Source organism: Acinetobacter sp. GW821-FHT01C12 (assembly GCF_059422625.1).
This window is the reverse complement of record NZ_JBWKXD010000001.1, coordinates 204,550-227,542: the sequence shown is the minus strand read 5'-3', so window position 1 is coordinate 227,542 and position 22,993 is coordinate 204,550. Positions and strand designations below refer to the sequence as shown.

23 protein-coding genes and 1 riboswitch are annotated in these 22,993 nt (G+C 36.7%); of the genes, 9 read left to right on the top strand and 14 right to left on the bottom strand.

Features of this window, described 5'->3' with window-relative positions:
• Positions 1–53: 53 nt before the first annotated feature.
• Both AC07WY_RS01040 and AC07WY_RS01035 read right to left on the bottom strand, forming a co-directional pair.
• Positions 54–524, bottom strand: coding sequence for a hypothetical protein (locus AC07WY_RS01040; protein WP_423854736.1), 471 nt, complete (start codon positions 522–524; stop codon positions 54–56).
• A gap of 241 nt (positions 525–765) precedes the next feature.
• Positions 766–1,113: a hypothetical protein gene (locus AC07WY_RS01035; RefSeq protein WP_494735514.1), complete on the bottom strand. Its 348-nt coding sequence runs from the start codon at positions 1,111–1,113 to the stop codon at positions 766–768.
• A gap of 262 nt (positions 1,114–1,375) precedes the next feature.
• Here AC07WY_RS01035 and AC07WY_RS01030 point away from each other — a divergent pair, with 262 nt between their 5' ends.
• Positions 1,376–1,912, top strand: a complete 537-nt coding sequence (locus AC07WY_RS01030) for a lytic transglycosylase domain-containing protein (protein ID WP_004821807.1) — start codon at positions 1,376–1,378, stop codon at positions 1,910–1,912.
• A gap of 122 nt (positions 1,913–2,034) precedes the next feature.
• On the opposite strand, the gene cysK is transcribed toward AC07WY_RS01030, so the two are convergent.
• Positions 2,035–3,033 (bottom strand): cysteine synthase A, encoded by a 999-nt coding sequence (gene cysK / locus AC07WY_RS01025; RefSeq protein ID WP_494735513.1) that lies wholly within the window; start codon positions 3,031–3,033, stop codon positions 2,035–2,037.
• A 232-nt stretch (positions 3,034–3,265) separates the two neighbouring features.
• Between cysK and plsB the strand changes: the two genes are divergently transcribed.
• The gene (gene plsB, locus AC07WY_RS01020; protein ID WP_494735512.1) at positions 3,266–5,467 is read left to right on the top strand and encodes a glycerol-3-phosphate 1-O-acyltransferase PlsB; all 2,202 of its coding nucleotides are present in this window, start codon (positions 3,266–3,268) and stop codon (positions 5,465–5,467) included.
• Between the two features lie 154 nt (positions 5,468–5,621).
• Here the strand turns inward: plsB and AC07WY_RS01015 are convergent, their stop codons facing one another.
• Together AC07WY_RS01015 and AC07WY_RS01010 are read right to left on the bottom strand one after the other, a co-directional pair.
• The gene (locus tag AC07WY_RS01015; RefSeq protein ID WP_494735511.1) at positions 5,622–6,302 is read right to left on the bottom strand and encodes a class I SAM-dependent methyltransferase; all 681 of its coding nucleotides are present in this window, start codon (positions 6,300–6,302) and stop codon (positions 5,622–5,624) included.
• 29 nt (positions 6,303–6,331) lie between these two features.
• A complete protein-coding gene (locus AC07WY_RS01010) occupies positions 6,332–6,961 on the bottom strand; it encodes a TetR/AcrR family transcriptional regulator (protein WP_034615342.1) in 630 nt (209 codons plus the stop codon).
• A gap of 516 nt (positions 6,962–7,477) precedes the next feature.
• On the opposite strand from AC07WY_RS01010, the gene AC07WY_RS01005 reads away from it, so the two are divergent.
• The gene (locus AC07WY_RS01005; protein ID WP_494735510.1) at positions 7,478–8,719 is read left to right on the top strand and encodes an OmpP1/FadL family transporter; all 1,242 of its coding nucleotides are present in this window, start codon (positions 7,478–7,480) and stop codon (positions 8,717–8,719) included.
• A gap of 192 nt (positions 8,720–8,911) precedes the next feature.
• Positions 8,912–9,157, top strand: coding sequence for a hypothetical protein (locus AC07WY_RS01000; protein ID WP_004719975.1), 246 nt, complete (start codon positions 8,912–8,914; stop codon positions 9,155–9,157).
• 90 nt (positions 9,158–9,247) lie between these two features.
• Here AC07WY_RS01000 and AC07WY_RS00995 read toward each other — a convergent pair whose 3' ends face one another.
• A complete protein-coding gene (locus AC07WY_RS00995; protein ID WP_494735509.1) occupies positions 9,248–10,006 on the bottom strand; it encodes a phosphodiester glycosidase family protein in 759 nt (252 codons plus the stop codon).
• 188 nt (positions 10,007–10,194) lie between these two features.
• On the opposite strand from AC07WY_RS00995, the gene AC07WY_RS00990 reads away from it, so the two are divergent.
• Positions 10,195–10,731: a lecithin retinol acyltransferase family protein gene (locus AC07WY_RS00990; RefSeq protein WP_004821822.1), complete on the top strand. Its 537-nt coding sequence runs from the start codon at positions 10,195–10,197 to the stop codon at positions 10,729–10,731.
• 57 nt (positions 10,732–10,788) lie between these two features.
• On the opposite strand, the gene AC07WY_RS00985 is transcribed toward AC07WY_RS00990, so the two are convergent.
• On the bottom strand, positions 10,789–11,232 hold the full coding sequence (locus tag AC07WY_RS00985) for an SRPBCC domain-containing protein (RefSeq protein WP_494735508.1): 444 nt from the start codon (positions 11,230–11,232) through the stop codon (positions 10,789–10,791).
• A gap of 108 nt (positions 11,233–11,340) precedes the next feature.
• Positions 11,341–12,393 carry an aldo/keto reductase gene (locus AC07WY_RS00980; protein ID WP_494735507.1) on the bottom strand — a complete coding sequence of 351 codons (1,053 nt, stop codon included), beginning with the start codon at positions 12,391–12,393 and terminating at the stop codon, positions 11,341–11,343.
• A 104-nt stretch (positions 12,394–12,497) separates the two neighbouring features.
• Here AC07WY_RS00980 and AC07WY_RS00975 point away from each other — a divergent pair, with 104 nt between their 5' ends.
• A complete protein-coding gene (locus AC07WY_RS00975; RefSeq protein ID WP_494735506.1) occupies positions 12,498–13,394 on the top strand; it encodes a LysR family transcriptional regulator in 897 nt (298 codons plus the stop codon).
• 24 nt (positions 13,395–13,418) lie between these two features.
• On the opposite strand, the gene AC07WY_RS00970 is transcribed toward AC07WY_RS00975, so the two are convergent.
• The gene (locus AC07WY_RS00970; protein ID WP_262086158.1) at positions 13,419–13,739 is read right to left on the bottom strand and encodes a pyrimidine/purine nucleoside phosphorylase; all 321 of its coding nucleotides are present in this window, start codon (positions 13,737–13,739) and stop codon (positions 13,419–13,421) included.
• Positions 13,740–13,875: 136 nt separating this feature from the next.
• The gene (locus AC07WY_RS00965) at positions 13,876–15,597 is read right to left on the bottom strand and encodes a glutamine--tRNA ligase/YqeY domain fusion protein (RefSeq protein WP_494735505.1); all 1,722 of its coding nucleotides are present in this window, start codon (positions 15,595–15,597) and stop codon (positions 13,876–13,878) included.
• Between the two features lie 167 nt (positions 15,598–15,764).
• On the opposite strand from AC07WY_RS00965, the gene AC07WY_RS00960 reads away from it, so the two are divergent.
• The 3 genes from AC07WY_RS00960 to nfsB all read left to right on the top strand — a co-directional run bounded on the left by AC07WY_RS00960 (position 15,765) and on the right by nfsB (position 17,866).
• The gene (locus tag AC07WY_RS00960) at positions 15,765–16,274 is read left to right on the top strand and encodes a peptidylprolyl isomerase (RefSeq protein WP_004821835.1); all 510 of its coding nucleotides are present in this window, start codon (positions 15,765–15,767) and stop codon (positions 16,272–16,274) included.
• Between the two features lie 93 nt (positions 16,275–16,367).
• Positions 16,368–17,114, top strand: a complete 747-nt coding sequence (locus AC07WY_RS00955; RefSeq protein ID WP_494735504.1) for a UDP-2,3-diacylglucosamine diphosphatase — start codon at positions 16,368–16,370, stop codon at positions 17,112–17,114.
• A gap of 98 nt (positions 17,115–17,212) precedes the next feature.
• Complete coding sequence (nfsB, locus tag AC07WY_RS00950; RefSeq protein ID WP_494735503.1) at positions 17,213–17,866, top strand: oxygen-insensitive NAD(P)H nitroreductase; 654 nt, start codon at positions 17,213–17,215, stop codon at positions 17,864–17,866.
• Between the two features lie 81 nt (positions 17,867–17,947).
• Here the strand turns inward: nfsB and AC07WY_RS00945 are convergent, their stop codons facing one another.
• From AC07WY_RS00945 to AC07WY_RS00930, 4 genes are all read right to left on the bottom strand, one after another.
• Positions 17,948–18,556: a DUF4303 domain-containing protein gene (locus AC07WY_RS00945; protein WP_262086162.1), complete on the bottom strand. Its 609-nt coding sequence runs from the start codon at positions 18,554–18,556 to the stop codon at positions 17,948–17,950.
• Positions 18,557–18,638: 82 nt separating this feature from the next.
• Complete coding sequence (locus AC07WY_RS00940) at positions 18,639–19,883, bottom strand: D-amino acid dehydrogenase (RefSeq protein WP_494735502.1); 1,245 nt, start codon at positions 19,881–19,883, stop codon at positions 18,639–18,641.
• Positions 19,884–20,057: 174 nt separating this feature from the next.
• Positions 20,058–20,146, bottom strand: a riboswitch (glycine riboswitch).
• Between the two features lie 294 nt (positions 20,147–20,440).
• Positions 20,441–21,100 carry an Imm19 family immunity protein gene (locus AC07WY_RS00935; RefSeq protein WP_494735501.1) on the bottom strand — a complete coding sequence of 220 codons (660 nt, stop codon included), beginning with the start codon at positions 21,098–21,100 and terminating at the stop codon, positions 20,441–20,443.
• 18 nt (positions 21,101–21,118) lie between these two features.
• A complete protein-coding gene (locus tag AC07WY_RS00930) occupies positions 21,119–22,387 on the bottom strand; it encodes a D-amino acid dehydrogenase (protein ID WP_004719943.1) in 1,269 nt (422 codons plus the stop codon).
• Positions 22,388–22,993 lie beyond the last annotated feature (606 nt).

Below are 22,993 nucleotides of genomic sequence, written 5' to 3'. Positions count from 1 at the left end.
CGCAAAAAAATTGTTCATTGTCTATACAGATTTGTCTATCTATTGGTATTATTTCACCGCCCCTTATTTTCTAATATTATTTTAAGTTGCGTACGAGCATGCAAAATTTGCTTCTCTGTTTGATCTAAGTTTTGTGCGATTTGCTTAATCCTAATATCCGTTCTTAATATTTGCTCTTGATTATCAATTAACCATTTTCGACGTTGCTCAACTCTTTTTTGTACTCGATCCGCCAACATAGGCAATTGAAATTCTCTACATATTCTCATATAAACTTTCCCTGCTTTAGCACTCGAAACACCATAAGTTTGGCTGATTTGCTTCACAGTCATATCAACCATTGCTTGCTTGTTTTGTTGATACCATTGTTCATTTTGAATTTGTTGCTGGGTTGTACGAAGCGGTTTCGATCTAAGTACACCAGCATACTTAAGCAAATAACAAGTATAACTACGCACTTGTTTTTTGCTAAGTCCATATTTTTCATTTAATAGTTGATAACTTTCATTCGGGTCTGTTGACAATTCGTCTACGTTTGCGACTACGTGTGTTTTTTAGGCGATACTAGACGCGAGATATGAAATTTAGTCATTCTAAATAAGTAGTTCGTAACGACGTAGCGGCAAAAAACACGCTAGTCCCGAAGGGTTGTGGTTAAAATTATCTCAGCCTTCGTTATGAAACTCGAAAATAGTCTCGCTATTCTCTTCGTTTCCTGCCTTGTCTGCTCAATTTTAACCTACAACGCAAGCCATTTATGAAATGTCAAAAGACCCTAAGTATCTCTGTTTGATGTGCTTTAATCCAAGTATGATCAGGCTTTGAAATCTTTTTCTGAATATTTAATTCTCGACGAAGGCGACTTAATTTAGATACTGATATTCCAAGTTGTTCTGAGGCGTAATATAGTCCATTTTGTCTTAAAAATTCAGCTAACTCTGCGCTAAAAATAATGGCAAAAGTTCCTGTTCTATATCTATGTTTCCATCCTCTATAAACCACAATGCCAACTGAGGTTTTTACTTCTTCATAAACATCCCAGTCTTCACCTTGCCAGTCCTTAATTGTCTTTATTGGATAAATTTTATATCTTTTAGCCATAATCATTAACATTTTTTGTATTCATCAACAATTTTTTCTTTTATCAAATTCTGCTTACAATTTAAAGCATTTTATTAAGTTTTTCTTACAAAAATAAAAATTATCTTTCAACACCTTAAACAAATTAATTTTTCAAGCAATAACGCCTAAATAGCAAGCAACCAACAGCTTAAGATACAAATCACGAATAAATCTACCAATTTTCATAGATTGACAGGTTTAAATCAGCTACTTAACATCAGGGCAATCTTGGATACATAACATTGGTTTTATTTTGAATTTTCAGTATCAGTTAAAAATAATTTCTGCAGTAGGCTTAACACTTGCGATCACAGCATGTTCGTCTTTGGGTGGCGGCTCTGTGCAAAAACGTGCTGCTAAACTTTCGACTGGAATCCAAAAAGCCTATTCTGTCTCTCCCGATGTTGCCAATCGTGTATCCCCAATGATTGTACAAAGCGCAGATCAATATGATGTAGATCCTTTACTGATCGCAGCGACCATCCGTCAAGAATCGAGCTACCGTAGTTATGTCACCTCTCCATCTGGTGCTGTTGGACTTACCCAAATCATGCCGCGTTATTGGCAACAAGCTTGCCCTGGTGATTTGTTTGATGAATATACCAATGTACGCTGTGGCACCATGATCTTGGCAAAATACAATCAAAGTGCAGGAAGCTGGAAAAAGGCCTTAGCCTACTACAATGTTGGACCCACAAATTACCAAACAAATCGTAAAATGAAACGCCAAGGTAAACGATACGCGAAACAAGTCAAACAACATGAAAAACAGTTAAAGTCTTCTTTATAGAAGTTTAAGAATAGAAACTGAATATCAATAAAATAAACCCACTCTTGCAAATACTTGAGCGGGTTTATTTTTTTACCCATGACAACAATACACAGCATAGATATAGACGATTTAATTCAAACTTAATCTGCTGAAATATCTTCAAACAAAACGGAAGACAAATAACGTTCACCTGCATCTGGAAGAATCACCACAATGGTTTTTCCTGCATTTTCAGGACGAGCAGCTAATTTTGCTGCAGCAGCTAACGCCGCACCACTAGAGATACCGACAAAAATACCTTCTTGAGTGGCACTTTGACGGGCAAAATCAATCGCTTCTTGGTTGTCGATAGCAATAACTTCATCAACTAAATCTAAATCTAAGTTTTTCGGAATAAAGTTTGCGCCAATCCCTTGGATCTTATGTGGCCCAGGCGTTAAAGTTTCACCACGTTTAGTCTGTCCAATAATTGGGGAGTCTGCGGGTTCTACAGCAACGGAGTAAATCGCTTGCTGCTTCACCTTTTCAAAATAACTTGAAATACCTGAAATAGTACCACCAGTTCCGACACCAGCAACAAGGATGTCGACTTTACCACCTGTTGCAGCCCAAATTTCAGGGCCAGTTGTTGTTTCGTGTATTTTAGGATTGGCTGGGTTTTCAAATTGTTGTGGTAAATAATATGTTTCAGGTTGTTCAGTTGCTAAACGTACTGCCTCATCAACTGCGCCTTTCATACCTTTTGCGGGTTCAGTTAAAATTAAATTTGCACCCAACGCTTTTAATACTTTACGGCGCTCTATACTCATACTTGCTGGCATGGTTAAAGTGATGGCATAACCTTTTGCCGCTGCTACAAATGCCAATGCAATACCAGTATTCCCGCTGGTTGGTTCTACAATATGCATGCCTTTTTTCAAAAGCCCCTTCGCTTCTGCATCTGCAATAAGTGCAGCGCCAATTCGATCTTTAACAGAAAACGCAGGATTACGACTTTCAATTTTTGCTAAGACCGTTGCGCCACTTGTAATAAGACGGTTGATACGAATAAGTGGTGTATTCCCAATTGCCTCAGCATTATTAGAATAAACAGCAATCCCTAAGTTTTCAGTTGCTGGAAAATTTGGATCTGTAGACATGACCTTTCCTTGAATTTAAATGAATTTATATCAATCTATCATAATGCTTTTCTATGAAACTTTGATATTGAGTAACTGAATTTAATTATACCAATATCGAAATAGTTTATTGATAAAAATCATAAGTTTAGTTTTTAGGCAAAGTGTTTGACCGATTTGTCGTCAAATCAAACTATATATTTGTATATTATTTCAAGCATAATAACGATATGACTCATATTTAGAGAATATTATGGCAAGCAATGCTTATCAAAAATTTTATCGTCAATTTACAAAAAAAATCTTAGATAAAATCGTCACCCCACAAGTTTTAGGCGATACAAAAACTCTTGAAAATACAGTTAATGATCCAAACACAGCTAATTTTCCGATTTGCTATGTCATTCAAGATGACTCAACTTCAAATAAAGTCTTGATCGACAATGAAACAGAAAAAAGAAAACTCAGCCCTGCTTTTGCGCCACTTAATCTAGAGGCAGATTATCAGGAAGATGATCGTTTTATCACCTTAGAACCAACCAAAAGCAATGCTTCTGCATACTACCCAGATAAAATTATTCGCTTAGTCGAATATTTATTGAAACATCCTGAGCAAGATGTGCTTTTAGTACCAACAACGATTTTATGGGGACGTGCACCAGAGAATGAAGATAGCTGGTATAAAGCATTGATGACCGATGCTTGGGCAAAGCCAACGGGCATTAAACAAGCACTCAACATCACCCTCTATGGCCGTAATAATTATATTGAGTTCCATCAAGCAATTTCTTTACGCCAGTTAATTGACTCAGCCATTGAACTCACCCCCAATTTTTCACCAGCGCATTATGTGGTGACTGAGCTCAATAAACAATTTAATGGCTATAAAGAAGCAATTCTTGGTCCTGATATTTCAGATCGTCGCAATGTGATTAACAAACTCATGGTGAGTGATGCGGTCAAAGAAGCCATTCTCAATGAAAGCATTCATAAAAAAATCAGCATTAATGAAGCCGAAGCACTCGCGCATAAATACCTCGATGAAATTGTCTCTGATTTTTCTTATTCGACCTTACGCTTTGCTGAAATTGCTTTAACGAAATTGTGGACCCAGCTCTATGACGGTATCGAAGTACATAATTTCGATACGGTTCGTGAACTTGCCAAAGATTATGAAATTGTCTATACCCCTTGTCATCGCAGCCACATTGACTATTTGTTATTGTCTTATGTGATTTATAACCGTGGCTTGATGGTTCCGCATATTGCAGCAGGTATTAATTTAAATATGCCTGTGGTTGGGCAACTGATGCGTGGTGCAGGTGCATACTTTATTCGACGTAGCTTTAATGGTAATGCGCTTTATACCGCTGTCTTTAAAGAATATATCTACAGTATGCTCAATCGAAATACACCAATGGAATATTTTATTGAAGGTGGTCGTTCTCGTACTGGACTTTTATTGCCGCCTAAGAAAGGGATGCTCGCAATGACCATCCAAAGTTATTTGCGTGGAAATAGTAAACCGATTGCCTTTATTCCAACTTACTTTGGATATGAAAAACTGATCGAAGGCAGTTCATATATAAAAGAGCTGGGTGGACAGAAAAAACAAGCTGAATCACTATTTGGACTACTTAAATCTATTCAAAAAATTGAAAAAGTCTTTGGTGTTGTCCACGTCAATTTAGGTGAACCGGTTTTCCTTGAAGAGATCTTAAAAAAGAACAATGCTCCGCAACGTGTTGCTTTGCATGAAGAGATGCCTGAGTCTGTTAAAGCCACGGTCAATGATGTTGCATTTGATATTTTGGAAAATATCAATAAAGCCGTAGTGATTAATCCTATCAGTTTGATTTCTCTAGTCTTGTTAAATGCACCAACACATGCTTTGGCAGAACGTGAAGTATTGGTACGCTTAGAGCAATTCCGCAATCTACTCAAACAGCATCGTTATGATGATCGTATGCAAATCACCGAGCTTTCCAACACAGAAATCATTCAATATGCCATGAAGCTTAAACAAGTTGAATTGATTGAGCATGATAATGAACGTTGGGTGAAAGTCAGTGATATACAGGTGGGCTTACTTAAGTATTTCAGTAATAACATTCTGCATACGTTTATACTGCCAGCACTGATTGCCAAAGTATTGCGTGTTGAAACAGAGCAGCGGCAATTTGAGATTTCAAAATCTGATTTATATACCCAAGTCATCGAACATTACCCACTTATACAAAAAGCCTTCTTCTTAAAATGGGATGAGTCTGATATTGAGAGTGAAATCACACAAATTGTCGATTATTTTGTTGCTGAGAAATTAATCACACTTGAAGCGGATCAAAGCATTAAAATTTCAAATGCAGATCCTAAAATTCGTTTACTTTCCGCCCTTGCTCATCTATATGATGTCAATGTGGTGAAAGAACCTGAAAAAGAAAGCAAAGAGAAATAATCCTTTATGTTTTGGTTTTGATCTGCAATAAAAAAGTTCCTTCATCCACTTGGATAAGGAACTTTTTTATAAGCGTATAAAGCTCATAGAAATATGACTAATTGATTTATTTTAAAGAAAAAAATGATTTTTAGTTATTACTTAGAGGTTTTTCTTAGTCCGTTTTAAATGCAATAAAACCATGATAATTCAATACTTGAGCAAAGCTTTCCACACGCTTAAAACCTGCTTGCAAATACAAAGCACTCATTTCATCAACAGAAATTAAAGCAAAATCTTGTTCAATACGATCTGTCATAAGTTGCGCCTGTTTTTCTGTTAATCCGGTTGCTAAACTCAGATTTTTTAAAGCTTGTAATTGTTTGGTATTCGAAATTTCCATCAACTCATAACTTAAACATAGACCAGTACTGCTTAGGTGATTTGCAATATCTTTTAAGAATTGTGCTTTTGCATCAATTGGAACAAAATGTGAAACCAAGATCGCCAAAGCCACATCAAAATTCTCATCGACTTGTTTAAGAACAGATGTATCACCTTGCACAAACTGAATTCGAGAACAAAGCCCTAAATCTGCTATATGTTGTTTGGCTTTATCAATCATATTTGCTGCAGGATCGATTGCTGTAAAACTCCAATGAGGAAATTGCTCAGCCAAATATTGCAGTTCATAACCTGTACCACATCCCACGACTAAAATCTTCGCTTGAGTCGATACATAGCTCTTTAATACAGCATGGACTTGTAAATGTATCAGTTCATAGCCGGGAATTAATTTACGAATATGTGCATCATATCCTTCAACTACAACTGGATTATTAAAGTCCTTTGCCATTTCTTTAAGCCTTGCAATGATGATTAATATTATTCCTGAGGATGTTTGACTTTCACTGCCTGTAAACAAAAATCAGCGATTTGTTTTACAAAATACTCTTTATAGCTTTTATCAAAACGCTTGGTCTTGGCGATACTTAAAGGTTCAATCACAACAAAAGTCATTGCACCCACGATGCACAATGCCGTGGTGTTTAAATCCTCAAAAATAAACTCACCTGAATGACGTCCTTCGGTCAAAATTTTTATAATACTTTCTTTAATCAATTGTTTACTTTGAAAACGTTCTAACTCAAATTGAGGATCGACAGGTTCAAACAATAAAGAATAAGACAGTCGAGGGCTGTTCATTGCCCTTTTTACAAAGGTTGTAACGGCGCGATCTAGTTTTTCTACAGCGCTGAGTTGGGTATGTGCAATATCATTGAGAATATTGACTTCGATATGAATCGCCGCATTTAAAACTTCAATCAGTACCTGATTTTTATTTTCAAAATAACGATAGACCAGTCCACTTGATACGCCTGCCCGATCCGCAATCGCTTGAATTTGTGCATCTTTAAATCCTCCTTGTGCAACCAGCTCTCGTGCAGACAATAAAATCATCTCGCGGTTCTGTTGCATTTTCTCTTCCATGACAGAGGATCTTTTATAGTTCATAGCGATACGTAAATTCCATTCCAAATAAACTGGCAGCGAATAGTTTACCCTGTTGGTACGACAAGGTAATTCAGATTAAATACTAATAAATTTTGCAGCAATAAGCTATCCACCCAGATCGCTTCATTCAATATTTAATAAATCATTGATCAACTTAGTTATCTTGTTGAGGTTATTTTGTATCATTGCTGATCTATCAATTCCTCATCGATCAAAGCAGTCATTTTAAATTAATTCTTTTTGGAAAATGATCCTTTTTAAATCAGCGATTGATCCTTCAATATTCTTCAATGATCTAAGGCAACTTCTTAAGACAATGCACATATGAATTGTCCGATAATCCCCCCTTAAATTGGTCATTACACCCCTTTATTAAATCCAGTAAAAATGATTCACTAAAATCATAAAGCTTTCAGATAAAACTTAAATAAACTAATAGCTTAACCTCTATTATTCACAATAGTTTTGTCTGAATTTTATATGCGAAATAAAAAAAACATTCAAGGAAAGAAAAGCATGAAAACTCAATCACTCATTCTCAGTATCCTCAGCATTTTACCCACTGCTTATACTCATGCAGCCGCGATGGATCAATCTGGACAATCGATACTGGCGTTTCTTGAAGACAAGAATTATTTCGAAGCCAGTATTGCCGCAGTTGACCCGAAAGTATCAGGCAAAGTCCGAAATCGACCTGATTTAGTCAATGCAGGCAGCAATGATTTGAGTACAGGTGATATGGCACAATCATATCAATACTATAATGCAGCATTAAAACTGCAAATTGCGCCAAAAGTTTCCTTTGGGCTCATCTATGATCAACCCTATGGTGCTGCAATCGAATATCCTTTACGTAGCAATAATACCTTCTCTGATACTGAAATCAGTATGAAAGGTACCCTTGCGGATGTTGATACTCAAAATATTGCGATGCTATTTGGTTTTCAGCCAGATACTCATTTTAACCTCTACGGCGGTGGCGTATACCAGACAGTCAAAGGCAAAGTGTCTTTACGTGGTAATTCGATGAGTGTGTTTAATGGCTATGATGCCAACTTTAAACAAGATAGTGCTGTTGGATGGCTTGCTGGTGCTGCTTTTCAGATTCCTGAAATTGCTTTAAAGGCAGCCGTGACTTATCGTTCTAAAATCAAGCACAAAATAGATGCTCAAGAAACTATTTTTGGACAACCTTTAGCATTCACCACTGATAAAGACACAGAAATCAACACGCCACAATCGGTAAATTTAGACTTTCAAACAGGGGTTTATAAAGATACGCTGGCATATTTAAATGCGCGTTGGGTAAATTGGAAAGATTTTAGAATCCGTCCAACACAGTTTGGTGCACTCACCGAACTGGCAACAGCTGAGTTAAGCCAAGGCCTATATGCTGGCGGATTTAATCTTGATGACTATCAAAAAGACCAATACAGCATCACTGTTGGTTTAGGACATCAATTTACACAAAAATGGGCTGCGTCGGCTGATGTTTCATGGGATTCAGGTACTGGAAATCCTGCTTCTGTATTGAATCCTACCAAAGGCGGTTGGGGCCTAGGGCTAGGTGTTCAATACAACCCTGCTGACAATTACTTTATCGCAGGAGGTATCAAATATATTTGGATTGGGGATGCCACGGCACAAGATGGTACCTATTACATTCCGGTACCCGGTGCTTCAGAAATTGCCCAACAAGGTGATTATCGTGACAACAATGCCATAGGTTATGGTTTAAAAATAGGTTACCGTTTCTAATGCTCAATGCATGATCTTGTTAAAATTATTTTTAGCGTAGACTTCATTCTAGTGTATATACTTGAGAATGAAGTCTTTTTCTTTTTATTCAAAGACAAATTCATTTTTTCGTCATTTGTATACGCTATAAATTTTAATGATCAATATGAATAAACCTCAGTAAAAAACCAACTTAAATTAAAGGATCAGAATATGAAATTATTACGTTTAATTCCAATTCTCGCTTTAGGCACTATCTTAACCGCATGTGGTGGTATGCCAAAGGAATGTGAAGAATCTTGGAAGCATATGGAAGACTTGGCAAAACAAAGTGGCATTCCTGAAGATTCACTAAAAGAACAGAAAAAAGCCTTTGAAGAAGAAATTAAAAAGTTATCTAAAGAAGATGCTATTCAAGCCTGTAAAGCACAGTCTTCAATCATTGGCATGGTTAAGTAATTTATCCTTGATCTACAAAATGGATGCTTCTGTTTGCAGGCATCCATTTTTTTGCCTGTAAATAAAAACTAAAACTTTAATTTTCACATTTTAATCGTCACAATTTTTTGCTTCACTATAAATAAACATTGGGCCTAAATCATAAGTCTGATCATTCCTTTTCGCTTGTGGAATAAATGCACTTGAAATTGAGCCATCTAAATATAAAGCTTGATCTGTTTTAAGCTGCGACTTAAAAATATCAGCAAAATTATAAAAATTAATTTTTCCACGACTTATCACGAAATACAGTTGATTATTTTTAATTCCCACCCCATTGCGAACTTTTAACGAATCTGAGTTTTTAACGAAAATTGAATTGATCTCACCATTGATCAATAACATTGGACCAGATTGTGTAGCATAGCGAGCTTTAAAATTAGATTTAAGATATTGCTCTGTGGTTTTAATCACAGCTTGTTTATTGTTCCAAGCAACCACACCATTGGGTTGCATAAAAAAATTACCAAATTTGTTTTTTTGTTGGTTTAATTCTATTTGTTGTTTACCTTGTTCAATGTACAAGCCTACTGGTGCAAAATTAGGGTGATACATTCCTGCATTCATGGCAAAACTGATCTGACAATTTTTACGCTCTTTTTGCACAGCTGCGAACTTTTTATAGGTTTGCCCTTGTTGGTTTTTTAAAAATAGTTGTAACTGATCCAAATCGTCAATACGAACAGCATCTGCGATCACCTTCTTGTCTTTGATTATTTTGATATAGTCAGTATTGGCATTGACGTGAAATGAAAGTGCACTTAATCCCATCATGCTTATCAGCGCATATACCCCAGTTTTCAAATTCATAACATCCCCATTCAAAGCGTTATATTTTATCGTGTGATCTATTGAATAATGAAGGCTAATTAGCACTTTTAATGCATTTTTTTACTTAATTATCACTTTAAGGGCTATCAAATTCATTTTGCATGGTTATAATCAAACTATCCTTTCAATTAAATACATGTGTACACTTTATTTGAACTGAGTGGAATATGCAGACAAAACAAATAGCTAAATACCCGTTAGGTGCGCATTTAATCGTCAAACATTTTGGCTATAGCCATCATGGAATCTATGCTGGAAAAGGTCGTGTTATACATTATTCTGGGCTGGCACATTTTGTAAAAAAACGCCCAATCGAAATCACTTCACTTGAAAAATTTTCACATGGTAAGGTGATCCGTGTCCGTTACTATGATCAACCTAAGTTTTCTGGTCGTCATGTAGTTCGACGTATGCGTACACGTATGAACGAAAACAGCTATCATTTGATTATCAATAATTGTGAACATCTGTGTAGTTGGGCAATTACAGGGGTTGAAAGTAGCCCTCAAGTGGTAAAAATGATGAACCGTTTAACCACGATTGGCTATATCAGTTCAATCATGACCTATATGAATGGCTTATTTTTAACAGTTGCAACCACCTGTTTTGCTTTGGTTTTATATATAAAAATGAAACTCAGGGCTCAGTCAAAATTAAAACTTCCAACCTATTTATCACTTAAAGAACAACAGCCTAAAAAGTAAAATACTCAGCTAGGTTCATCATATGACATTAGGCAAAGCCCTGATTTTAAATCACCATTAAAATGGTGGAAATTTGTCTTCAACCAATTTGAGTTCTATTCCATGTTCCAAATAAGCTTTTAAACCATCCAGCACTGTGGTGAATCCCCCAGTTGCATCGATAATAAATTGAATCAGTTCAGAGCCTTGCAACGAAATATCATAATTTCTAATTTTTAAATAGGTCTGCTCGGGGCTGATTTCTTCAAATATAAAATCTACCGATGTTTTAGGTTCACCCCAAGTAATTTGAATCAATTTATTTTCAATAATATTAAATACCATAACCTTTGAGCTGACTTGATACTTATCCCAACTCCATTGCAAAATTTTACCTTCTTTTAGGGGTCCTGTAGAACGACTGAACCAGAATTTTGAAGTAATTTCAGGATCAATAAATGCATTAAAAACCGCAGAGACAGGTTTACGAATTAACATTTGAGTTTCAATGGTTGGATTCATTCTTATTACTCTTCTAAGCTTATATAGAACTATATGGATAACAAAGTGATACTGATAACATAAGTGCTATGTAATCAGTATCATGTTTTTGTTAACAAATTTAACGAATTAGTTTTGAATAAGTGATGATTCAACAATGCGCTGATAGCGCTCTGAAAATTGACCATTCCAATACGGGTAATATGGATATGCTGGATAAACCGCACTGACTTGATTTAAACGCTGTAATTGTGAATCCGTAAGCACTAGATCTGTTGCAATGAGATTATCTTGCAGTTGTTGTTGATTTCGAGCACCAATCAGTACAGTAGACACTGTAGGACGTGTGAGCAACCATTTTAAAGCAATTTGTGGGACTGAATATCCTGTGTCTAATGCAATCTGTTTTAAGGCATCGATTACCCGATAAAGATATTCTTCGTTTACAGGTGGTGCAAATTGTGCTGTTTCGTGTAAGCGACTATTTTCAGGCAAAGGATTGTGACGATCAAACTTAGCTGTCAAACGTCCCCATCCCAAAGGACTCCACACAACAGCACCAATATGCTGATCATGATTTAAAGGCATCAACTCCCATTCATAATCCCGACCTATCAATGAATAATACACCTGATGTGCCACCATTTTTTCATAACCATAACGATCTGCAATCGACTGCACTTTCATCAATTGCCAGCCTGAAAAATTAGATGCCCCGATATAACGAACTTTTCCGCTTCGGACCAATTCATCTAAAGTTTTCATAAGCTGATCTAGCGAAGTAAAGCTATCAAACTGATGTAACTGTAAAACATCGATATATTCTGTATTTAAGCGTTTTAACGATTGCTCTACAGCATGAATCAAATAATGACGACTCAATCCGACCTGATTCACTTGTTCATTGCTACGAAGCGCAACTTTAGTTGAAATAATTGCACTGTGCCGATACGGCGCTAATGCAATTCCAAGCATTTTTTCAGATTCACCGTCTGAATACACATCGGCCGTATCAAAGAAATTAATTCCTGCATCTATACATGTAGTAATCATTTGATTGGCTTCTTTCTGCCCTGCTTGTCCCCATGCAGAAAATAGAGGACCTTTTCCTCCAAAGGTTCCAGCACCGAATCCCAACTCAGATACTTTTAAACCAGAATTGCCTAAAAAATTATATTTCATGATCATTCACCTTGATTGAATAATGTGTTTCATCACAAAATAACAACTTGGTATTATTTTAAAAATCAGGATAATGAGGAATTACTTTTTCGATTTTATGGAAAATGAATACACAAGACTTCCAATTCTTCTTACGTGTCGCAGATTTAGGTTCAATCAGCCAAGCGGCAAAAGAAGCCAATATTGCAGTTTCAGTGGCAAGTCAACGAGTGCAAAGGCTTGAAAATCAGCTCAGTCTTAAACTCTTTTATCGTACGACACGGAAACTAAGTCTGACCGAAGAAGCCAAAATATTGATTGAGCAAGGACGACCACTTCTCGATAATTTCCAGACATTAACCGAAAATTTAAAGCTTCAAGATCAAAAACTTTCAGGAAGCATCAATATCACCGCTTCCGCAACCTTTGGAACACAGATACTGGTTCAGGTTATTGCTGAGTTTTTAAAACAACACCCTGAATTATTAATCAATTTAGATTTAAATGACCAAAATGTAGATCTTATTACCCAAGGTATGGATCTTGCGATTCGCATTGGCAAACTACAAGATTCTTCTTTCATCGCAAAACCATTAGCTATCAATAAGCGCTTACTTTGTGCTGCACCTGAATATCTCGCTAAATTTGGTATCCCGAAACGTTTAGAGGATTTACAACAACATCGTTGTATCGTGCAGCGTCATCAACAAGGCATCAGCAATACATGGAACTTTGTGGATCATGCTAACCCAAATAGAAGATTAGATATTCAGCTAAATGGCTATTTTATTACCAACTCAGGCGAAGGGATTCGTCAGGCATCTTTGGCAGGGCTCGGCATATCCAATCACTCGCTTTGGCATGTCAAAAACGATTTAGATTCAGGAAAACTGGTTCATGTGCTTCCTGATTTTATGGTAGAACCCACTGCTATTTATGCTGTTATTCCAGATAAAAAATTAATCTCTGATAAAGTAAAAGTTTTTATTGAGTATTTACAGGATTACTTTAAAGAATTCTAATGATGATTTGGCTAATGTTATCCGTTATTCCAAATGACAAACATAATCTACTACTTCGCTGGATTGCAGACTAAAACGGCTATTTGCAGGAACAGTAAAAGACTCTCCAGAACTGTAGACTTCCATTTCTTCTTGATCTGCTATCCGAACCAAGCATTTTCCAGAGACAATCTCAATGCGCTCAGTCACATGCGTTTCAAAAGTTAAAGGTTTGTCTGTGGGTAAAATTACCCCCAATGTTTTCTTCGAACCATCTTTGCATTCGATAAGATAACTGATTGATCGCCCTTTATAATGAACATTAGGTTTAATATGGACCGTAACAAAATCAAATTGGGAAGACATATATTTGTCCTGATTATTATTTGTGCATTTACTATATCGCTTTTCTATAGTATTCCTCAATCAATTTTAAACAGCATAAAAAAAACCTAGCCGAAGCTAGGTCTTAAATCATGATTTTATTCAAGATTGAATAAAATCATTTACCTGGTTTAAAGCTATCTTTCAAATCTAAGACACGGTTAAACACAGGTTTATCTGCTGTATGATCATATTGATCCGCAACAAAATAACCCTCACGCTCAAACTGGAAACGATCTTCTGATTGCGCTTGAGCCAAAGCAGGCTCGATCACCGCTTGAAGTACCGTTAAAGATTCTGGATTTAAATTTGCCAAGAAATCATCATCTGCATCTGGTGCAACTTCGGTGAATAAACGATCGTAAACACGAACCTCAGCCGGAATCCCTTTCGACGCAGAAACCCAATGTACAACGCCTTTCACTTTACGACCTTCTGGGTTTTTACCCAAAGTTTCAGGATCAATTGAACATTTCAACTCGATCACTTCGCCATTGGCATCTTTAATCACTTCATCACACTTGATCACATAAGCATGACGTAAACGTACTTCACCCTCAGGAACTAAACGTTTAAAGCCTTTTGGTGGAACCTCTTCAAAGTCTTTACGATCAATAAAGATTTCAGAGGTCAAAGGAATAATACGATCGCCCATATCTACATTTGGATGACGTGCATGGCTTAAATCCAAATCTGCTGGCAAGTTAGTCAAAGTTACTTTCAGCGGATTTAAAACAGCCATACCACGTGCTGCTGTATTTTCAAGAGATTGACGAATACAGAACTCAAGCATAGCCACATCAACAATACCGTCTGTTTTAGATACACCTACACGCTTACAGAACTCACGTAACCCTTCAGGGGTAAAACCACGACGACGCATGCCCACCACAGTTGGCATACGCGGGTCATCCCAGCCATGAACATAGTTACCTTCTACCAATTTACGTAATTTACGTTTAGAGGTAATCGTATAGTCTATATTTAAACGGCTAGATTCATACTGACGTGGAACTGATTGTGAATGCACTTTCTCAACCACCCAATCATAAAATGGGCGATGGTCTTGAAACTCTAAGGTACATAATGAATGGGTAATCCCTTCAATCGCATCTGACAATGGATGAGCATAGTCATACATTGGGTACATTTTCCATTTATCACCCGTTTGGTGATGTTCTGAATGAAGTACACGATATAGAATTGGATCACGCATATGTACATTTGGCGAGGTCATATCAATTTTGGCACGTAATACTGCTTCACCTTCAGCTAACTCACCATTGTTCATTTTTTCAAAACGAGCAAGGTTTTCTTCAATAGATGCATCACGATAAGGTGAGTTTTTACCTGGCTCGACAAAATTACCACGGTTAATTCTAATTTCTTCTGGGCTTTGTAGATCTACATAAGCATCGCCCTGTTTGATCAACTGAACTGCCCAAGCATGTAATTGGTCAAAATAACTTGATGCATAGCGAGGTTCGCCATTCCACTCAAAACCTAACCATTTTACGTCATTGGCAATACCGTCAACATATTCTTGTTCTTCAGCATCTGGGTTGGTGTCATCAAAACGCAAGTTACACAAACCATCGTATTCTTGAGCAATGCCAAAATTTAAGCAAATAGCCTTTACATGGCCAATATGTAGATAACCATTTGGCTCAGGTGGAAAACGTGTAACAACTTTTTGTGTACGGCCCGCTGCCAAATCTTCTGTAATGACTTGGCGTACAAAATCTAAGCCCGCTTGTTGTTCTTGCTGCGCATTATCGACAGGGCTTGGACTATTTGTCGGGGTTTTCGGCAGTTCTGAAACAACATCATTTGGCTTCATAGTTGATAAATCACTTCTAAAAGTTAAAATTGAATATAGAAATGTGATTTTATCCTTTTTTAACAAAAGAATTTCACATTTTTACTTGCTATGTAGTTTACAGTTTGCTTATGCTTCTCTCAACCAAAAACCCATGACATTTTTAGTCATGATTAGGAGATTATAGAATGAGTTTTCCTCAAGTCGAATTAAACACCAACAAAGGACGCATTGTTCTTGAACTTAACTCTGAAAAAGCACCAAAAACTGTTGCTAACTTTTTAGAATATGTTCGTGATGGTTTTTATGATGGCGTAATCTTCCATCGTGTTATTGATGGTTTCATGATCCAAGGCGGTGGCATGGATGAAAACTTCAAAGAAAAAACCACACGTGATTCAATTGAAAATGAAGCGGACAATGGTTTAAGCAATGACGAAGGTACGATTGCAATGGCACGTACTCAAGCGCCTCACTCTGCTTCTGCACAATTCTTTATCAATGTAAAAAACAACTCTTTCCTTAACCATACAGGTAAAACTGCTCAAGGTTGGGGTTATGCAGTATTTGGTAAAGTAACTGAAGGTTTAGACATCGTTGAAGCAATCAAAGGCGTTCGTACAGGTAACCGTGGTTATCATGCTGATGTTCCTTTAGAAAACATTGTGATTGAATCTGCAAAAATTATCTCTGAATAATTTATAAATCCTCCCGAAGCTGACTTTTAAATAAAGGAATACTGTTCCCTTTACAAAGCAAGCTTGGGAGGAGTTATTAAATAGGAAAAATAAGTGACCTATCTGTTTATCGCTGATTTACATTTGTCACCAGAACACCCTCGACTGGTTCGAGGGTTTTTTGATTTATTAGAACACTATAAATATCAAAACACACAACTGTTTATTCTCGGTGACTGGTTTAATGCTTGGATTGGGGATGATTATACTGCGCCTTGGTTAGATGAAATTATTGAGCATCTAAAACAATTTTCCTTGCAAGCTGGTAATCAAATTTATTTTCAAGTGGGTAACCGTGATTTTGCCTTAGGGCAAACATTTTTAAATCAGTTTAATGGAAAATTACTTCCTGAATTTTATACATTTAACATTGGTGATAAAAAATTTCGTCTTGAACATGGCGATGCTTTATGTACCAATGATATTTCTTATCAACGATTTAAAAAAATTATTCGTAATCCAATTGTATTAGGACTTTTAAAAAGCACCCCACTTGGTTTTAGACAAAAACTTGCCAATGGTTTTCGTAAAAAAAGCCGTGAGTCTCAACAAAATAAATCCTATGAAATTATGGATGTTAACCAACAAGCAGTAGAAAAAGCAGTTAATAATGTCGACCTGTTGGTTCATGGTCACACCCATCGCCCTGAAATTCATGATGTAAATGGTAAAACTAGAATTGTTTTAGGGGATTGGCGCGAAAAAACATCTGAAGCAATGATTTTAGAAGTGGATGAAAATGCGGATTGGAAATTTATTAAATGGACAATTTCAGACACAAATCACTTTACCCATGATTAAAAATCATGATTTTTCACCTTTATTTACGTTTTGAAGATTCAAATTTCGCGATTTTAGCATACAATATATCGAAAATTTACGATATATGAGATCGCCTTATGGATGTATTAAATGTAGCAAAAACACGTTACACCACAAAAGCTTATGATTCTTCTAAAAAGATTCCTCAAGCACAATTTGCACGTTTACTTGAAATCCTGCGTTTAACCCCATCGTCAATCAATATCCAGCCTTGGCATTTTTTTATTGCTGACAATGATGCAGCTAAACAACGTATTGCTAAAGCCTTAGTCGGAAAATATAGCTACAACGCACCAAAGGTTTTAGATTCATCACATACAATTTTATTCTGTACCAAAGCAGATATTACAGAACAGCACCTAAGTAATTTACTTCAGCAGGATGATCTCAGTGGCCGCTTTAAAGATGACAAGGCTAAGCAAGGTCAAAAAGACAGTCGTACAGGCTATGTCTCTTATTATCGCAATGAAAAAGGTGATATTCAGCGCTGGGCGGAAAATCAAACCTTTATCGCACTGGGGCAAATGCTATTAGCTGCTGGTATTGAAGGTATCGATGCAACACCAATCGGTGGTTTTGACGAAGATATTCTGACTGAAGAATTAGTCTTAACCGAAAAGAATTTGGTCCCGTCTGTGATTATGACACTCGGTTATCGTAGTGATAGTGACTTTAATGCAAAATTGCCCAAGTCTCGTTTGACCCAAGAAGAAGTCTTTACTCGTCTATAACTTTTTAAAGTACTTGCTGCCACTCAATAAGTGCTGTGGGGCACATCACGTCCCTCAGCATTAAATCATAAGCATATTTTGTTAAGAGAAATCACTTTCATAGGCATCCATAAATTCATTGATTAATGCACTTGGATTGGCTCTTTTGGTCCACGAAATGGGTTCTTCATAATATTCAAGCTCATGAATAATGACTGGAAGATTTTTCCCAAATGTATCTTGAAGAATATTTTCAGAAAATAATTGCTGAACCATTTTGATTATTTGTGTAATAAACAATTGAGCAAACTGCTCGCCTTTTTCTAAAAGTTCATTAAATAGTGCATCATCTTCTTGTTCAGCATATTCCATCTGTTTTTGAGAATAATAAAATGGCGTTTGCTCAAACCATTGTGCCAAAAGCGGATCATTCTCCCCACCAAAATCCCAAGATGGCTGTTGTAACCAATAGGCATAATTCCATTTCGCTTCAGCTTGACTTGAAGCTTCAGAAATTTGCGCTTGAAACTGTTGATTGGTATTAAAGTTAAGTTCAACTTTGGGAAAACAAGGTTCATCGTCGTCACAATAGTAGTACAAGGCCAAGGCATACACATCGTGATAATTTTGTGCAATATATTGAATCGATTCAACTAACTTTGCATAACTCGTTTCATGCCAGTGCTTTTGCGTTGTTGATTCTATATTCATAACACACCTAATTATTTTTACCATCACTCTGGTGAATATGGACATTCACCAGAGTGCAAATACCTAAGTATTGCCTATACGATTAAATCGGATGCGAGCTTGCAATTTCCTGACTAATCATCACAGCTGTTGCAGCAGACAACGTCCAGCCTAAATGCCCATGCCCTGTATTGTAAAATACCCGTTCACGTTTTCCACGTTTTACCACTGGCATCATATTCGGCATCATCGGACGTAAACCCGCCCACGGGATACAATGCTCGGTTGAAATATCGAAATTCTTATTGACCCAATCTGTTAAAGGTTGGATACGATCTGAGCGGATATCTCGATTATAGCCATTAAATTCAGCAGTTCCAGCAATACGTAAACGATTGGCACCTAATCGTGACGTGACGATTTTCGCACTTTCATCGAGCAAGCTGACCCAAGGTGCGCCATTGATACTTTTTTCATCATCCAATTGTACGGTGATTGAATAGCCTTTTACAGGATAAACATTCACACGGTCGCCCAATTGATTGGCCAATTGGTAACTGCCAACACCACCACAAATCACCACGGCATCAGCACTGAGTTGTTCAACTGCTACTGAACCACCTTCCATGTTTTCAACACTCGAATGATATTGAATATTCACCCCATTGGCAGTGTGTTCTACATTAACGACTTCCATACCAAATAAATATTTTACCCCATATTTTTCAGTGGCTTTGGCAAGTCCAGTGGTAAATTTATGGATATCACCAGTTGCATCACCTGGGCAATAAAAACCACCATAATATTCACCCGTCAAACTCGGTTCGATGGATTTAATTTCTTCATTGGTCACTGCATGGCGTTCTAAACCACCTTTACATAACAGCGCATTGACGTTTGTTGCCACTTTATAATCATATTCAGAATGGTAGAAATGTAAGATGCCACGTTTTTCTAAATCAAAATCAATGCCTTCTTGTTCAGCAATATTAAATAGCCTTTGACGCGCTAAAAGTGCCATTTTCACTGTATTTTGAGTATTTGCTTCATAGTTTTTGATATTGCCAAGGAATTCGACCAGCCATGCATATTTGTGCAAATCAAAAGATGGATTGAGCAATAATGGTGCATCTTTCTTCGCCATCCATTTAATGCCTTTTAACACAGTGGATTTTTGATTCCACACTTCAGCATTACACGCAGACAGCTGCCCACCATTGGCAAAAGATGTTTCCATTGCGGGAAATAAATGTTTATCAATAACAGTAACTTGATAACCTAATTGAGCAAGTTCATAGGCAGAGGTAACACCTGTAATACCAGAACCAATAATGACGACATGACACATACGCACACTCCGTTGAAATGCAATATTTTTTTTATTACATTGTCAATGTATGCCCCATCTGTCATGTGTACCTGAGAGCTTCGATAAAAACCTAAACTATTTAGGCTTTACCATCCCCTTCGGTGAGTCATTTCTTTTTTGTTTTCAATAGAATGACTTCTCTCCAGAGGTTTTACAATGATTACAGTCCTTTTGCCTGAGAGTTTCCGGGGTCGTTGCTCCTTCGGCGAGTCCGCAAGAGACTTCTCTCCTGCAATCATCTTTCCTTGTATTAGCAATTAATATGCCATGAATTTGTTCGAATACAAGTAAAATATGTTCAATTATTCTCTAATTTTTAAATTAAAAATTAAGATCTTTAAATTGCTTAAGAAATAAATAGCTTAGCGATTGACTTGTTCAGCGAGTCTGGCTCTGTTGTAGCTTGATTGAAGTTAGCATCAAGCTTTGTCAATTCTTGAAAAGTTGTCGAACTTCTTGCAAAGTTACAACGAATGTTTTTCATTTTTCCCTATTTCTAATCGCGGTAAACAATGCTTTCATTATTATTTTCATATTTAATTATGCTTTAAAATAAGATTAATGGTTTTTATATGTTCAAAATCATCAGGATATAACTCAACATTGCGCATACTATGATTTTGTCGATTTAATATCCCGATTTGTTCATCCTGATAAAATTCTTGATTCATCTTTAAACCATTCACAATACAATTTGCGATGTAATCTTGTTGCCCTTGAAATGACGGAATGTTATTTAATCTTTTTGATATTTGAATTTTAGCCTCTAAAGTCTGTTGAGGTTCAACACCCAGCATCATTAACAATAATAAGAAATGCTGATCATTCAATTGAAAACTCAAAAGCTCTTTTAGGGTAAAAAACCATGCTTCAAAGTGCCCACCCAGATTGCCTATATATAGATCATTGAGATAATAATTAATCTGCTCTTGGGTAAACTGGATATCTACCCGAATATCAGCACTAATGGAAAATTGATAATTTCGAATGGTATTATTTTCACTGGATAGAAATGATTGATACCACGCTGCCAATTCCTTGCTATACGGATCTAAACCAACCGCTTCCTGAATCGCCTCATCTAAATTCAGCTCTTTTTCTTCATCAAAACCACGAAGTAAAAGCAGAAACCAATGCCAAAAATGTACATTGGAAAATGAAATTTCCTGTTCTGCGACTTGGTGATTTTGATTCATATCGCCTTAACAATCGTCTTAGTGATTCACTGAGTCATATCGGAACACATTCAAATCATCATATTCAATTTGTGGTGTGGTTCCAGAAATAATATCGGATAATAATTTTGCTGAACCACATGACATAGTCCAGCCTAAAGTTCCATGCCCTGTATTGGTATATAGGTTTTGATATCTTGTTTTACCAACAATCGGGGTTCCATCAGGCGTGGCTGGTCTTAAACCCGTCCAGAAATGTGCATCTGATATGTCACTTGCATTTGGAAATAATTGTTGTAAAACCATAAGCAAAGTGTCTTCACGGCTAGATTTTAAAGAGCGATCAAAACCATTAATTTCAGCCATACCCCCTACTCGAATTCGATCATCAAAACGGGTTAAGGCAATTTTATAAGACTCATCTAAGATTGTAGAAACCGGTGAAAGTGCCGGATCAACAATTTTGGTGGTGATCGAATAGCCTTTTAAAGGATATACAGGTGCATCTATCTCCAATTGTTTGAGCATTTCATGACTATAACTGCCCAATGCCATGACATAAGCATCTCCCTTGATTTTGCTACCATCTTTCAAGTGAATCGCGGTAATCCGTTCAGCATCTTTTTCGATTGATTCGATTACCGTATTAAATAAAAAATTGACCCCTTGTTTGGCTGCAAGTTCTGCCAACTCTGTTGTGAATTTTTGGCAATCGCCTGTCTGGTCATTGGGTAAACGCAAACCACCAACAAAATCAACTGTTGCATGGGCTAAAGCAGGTTCAGCCTTGATAACCCCAGCTTTATCCAATAACTCAAATGGTACACCTTCATGTTTTAAAACTTCGGTATCTTTGCCTGCCACATCCAATTGATGTTGTTTACGAAACAGTTGTAATGTGCCTAGTTGACGCTCATCAAAATGAATCTTGGTCTCTGCACGTAACTCGTCCAAACAGTCACGGCTATATTCTGAAATTCGCACCATTCGCTCTTTATTGATTTGGTAACGATTGATATTACATTCAGCCAACATGCGCACCATCCACTGATACTGATGCATATCACCTGTTAGCTTAATCGCCAATGGTGAATGTGGTTGAAACATCCATTTAAACGCTTTTAGTGGAATGCCTGGTGCAGCCCAAGGTGATGCATAACCCGGAGAAATCTGCCCAGCATTGGCAAAACTGGTTTCTAAAGCCACATTGGGTTGCCGATCAATCACAGTGACTTCATGACCTGCTTGTTTTAGATAGTAGGCGGATGTTGTACCAATAACACCTGCCCCCATGATGATGATATGCATACTGAACCGAACCTTATACGAATTAATCGTCTTATAATAAAAATGATGTAGTTAGAGAAATAATTTATATGACTATTTTAATTTAGCACTTAGAACAGATTTAGCAATACCGATTTGATGTTGAAATGTCAGCTTTAATTCAACTTTAAATAGATAAATCATTCACAATATCACATGATTTTCAAACTATCAGCTAGCTATAGCCGACTTGTCAAAAAACTCAGACACAAGAATACAATTTCTCCTAATTAATATTTTTAGTTAAATTAATTGCATAGAAAAATAAATTGTTCCGTTATAAAAAAGCTTGCAATGCCACACTTTACATTCAAAGTTTAAATACCTTTGCGTAGGCGATGCCTCACTTTTCAGAGATGAAAAGATGACAAAAATCTTTCGTTTAACAGGGCTCTTGCGCTGCAAACAAAGCAGTGCTTTATTTTTGCTCATATACCCCCGCCCAACGGCGACATCCCTGTCGCCACACGATAGAACAACCATCTATGATTCAAAAGTACACCAAACGAATTGATAACTAAAAGTTCATATAAAAAATATTTTTTTTACGATCAATAACTTGATGCATAGCTCTTGTATGAATAATTA

What these genes read in the sequence shown, in the direction of transcription:
- AC07WY_RS01035 (WP_494735514.1), bottom strand. Translation starts at nt 1,113, where the DNA reads ATGTTAATGATTATGGCTAAAAGATATAAAATTTATCCAATAAAGACA.
- cysK (WP_494735513.1), bottom strand. Translation starts at nt 3,033, where the DNA reads ATGTCTACAGATCCAAATTTTCCAGCAACTGAAAACTTAGGGATTGCT.
- plsB (WP_494735512.1), top strand. Translation starts at nt 3,266, where the DNA reads ATGGCAAGCAATGCTTATCAAAAATTTTATCGTCAATTTACAAAAAAA.
- AC07WY_RS01015 (WP_494735511.1), bottom strand. Translation starts at nt 6,302, where the DNA reads ATGGCAAAGGACTTTAATAATCCAGTTGTAGTTGAAGGATATGATGCA.
- AC07WY_RS01010 (WP_034615342.1), bottom strand. Translation starts at nt 6,961, where the DNA reads ATGAACTATAAAAGATCCTCTGTCATGGAAGAGAAAATGCAACAGAAC.
- AC07WY_RS01005 (WP_494735510.1), top strand. Translation starts at nt 7,478, where the DNA reads ATGAAAACTCAATCACTCATTCTCAGTATCCTCAGCATTTTACCCACT.
- AC07WY_RS01000 (WP_004719975.1), top strand. Translation starts at nt 8,912, where the DNA reads ATGAAATTATTACGTTTAATTCCAATTCTCGCTTTAGGCACTATCTTA.
- AC07WY_RS00995 (WP_494735509.1), bottom strand. Translation starts at nt 10,006, where the DNA reads ATGAATTTGAAAACTGGGGTATATGCGCTGATAAGCATGATGGGATTA.
- AC07WY_RS00990 (WP_004821822.1), top strand. Translation starts at nt 10,195, where the DNA reads ATGCAGACAAAACAAATAGCTAAATACCCGTTAGGTGCGCATTTAATC.
- AC07WY_RS00985 (WP_494735508.1), bottom strand. Translation starts at nt 11,232, where the DNA reads ATGAATCCAACCATTGAAACTCAAATGTTAATTCGTAAACCTGTCTCT.
- AC07WY_RS00980 (WP_494735507.1), bottom strand. Translation starts at nt 12,393, where the DNA reads ATGAAATATAATTTTTTAGGCAATTCTGGTTTAAAAGTATCTGAGTTG.
- AC07WY_RS00975 (WP_494735506.1), top strand. Translation starts at nt 12,498, where the DNA reads ATGAATACACAAGACTTCCAATTCTTCTTACGTGTCGCAGATTTAGGT.
- AC07WY_RS00970 (WP_262086158.1), bottom strand. Translation starts at nt 13,739, where the DNA reads ATGTCTTCCCAATTTGATTTTGTTACGGTCCATATTAAACCTAATGTT.
- AC07WY_RS00965 (WP_494735505.1), bottom strand. Translation starts at nt 15,597, where the DNA reads ATGAAGCCAAATGATGTTGTTTCAGAACTGCCGAAAACCCCGACAAAT.
- AC07WY_RS00960 (WP_004821835.1), top strand. Translation starts at nt 15,765, where the DNA reads ATGAGTTTTCCTCAAGTCGAATTAAACACCAACAAAGGACGCATTGTT.
- nfsB (WP_494735503.1), top strand. Translation starts at nt 17,213, where the DNA reads ATGGATGTATTAAATGTAGCAAAAACACGTTACACCACAAAAGCTTAT.
- AC07WY_RS00945 (WP_262086162.1), bottom strand. Translation starts at nt 18,556, where the DNA reads ATGAATATAGAATCAACAACGCAAAAGCACTGGCATGAAACGAGTTAT.
- AC07WY_RS00940 (WP_494735502.1), bottom strand. Translation starts at nt 19,883, where the DNA reads ATGTGTCATGTCGTCATTATTGGTTCTGGTATTACAGGTGTTACCTCT.
- AC07WY_RS00935 (WP_494735501.1), bottom strand. Translation starts at nt 21,100, where the DNA reads ATGAATCAAAATCACCAAGTCGCAGAACAGGAAATTTCATTTTCCAAT.
- AC07WY_RS00930 (WP_004719943.1), bottom strand. Translation starts at nt 22,387, where the DNA reads ATGCATATCATCATCATGGGGGCAGGTGTTATTGGTACAACATCCGCC.